Source organism: Rhizohabitans arisaemae, from assembly GCF_025996515.1.
In the GTDB taxonomy this organism is placed as follows: Bacteria; Actinomycetota; Actinomycetes; order Streptosporangiales; family Streptosporangiaceae; genus Rhizohabitans; species Rhizohabitans arisaemae.
The window spans coordinates 1-229 of sequence record NZ_BLRH01000017.1; the positions used below are offsets into that span (position 1 = coordinate 1).

At 71.2% G+C, this 229-nt stretch carries 1 protein-coding gene; it reads left to right on the plus strand.

Annotated features, from left to right (window positions below; all coding sequences use genetic code 11):
- Positions 1 to 229 (plus strand): hypothetical protein (locus tag RUR_RS08385; protein WP_283134367.1); only part of this gene is annotated, 229 nt, incomplete at both ends.

Below are 229 nucleotides of genomic sequence, written 5' to 3' on the forward strand. Positions count from 1 at the left end.
ACGAGGTCGACGCCCGCGACACCAAGCTGGGCCCCGAGGAGATCACCCGCGACATCCCGAACGTCTCCGAGGAGGTCCTGGCGGACCTGGACGAGCGCGGGATCATCCGGATCGGCGCCGAGGTCGTCCCCGGGGACATCCTGGTCGGCAAGGTCACCCCCAAGGGCGAGACCGAGCTGACGCCGGAGGAGCGGCTGCTGCGCGCGATCTTCGGGGAGAAGGCCCGCGA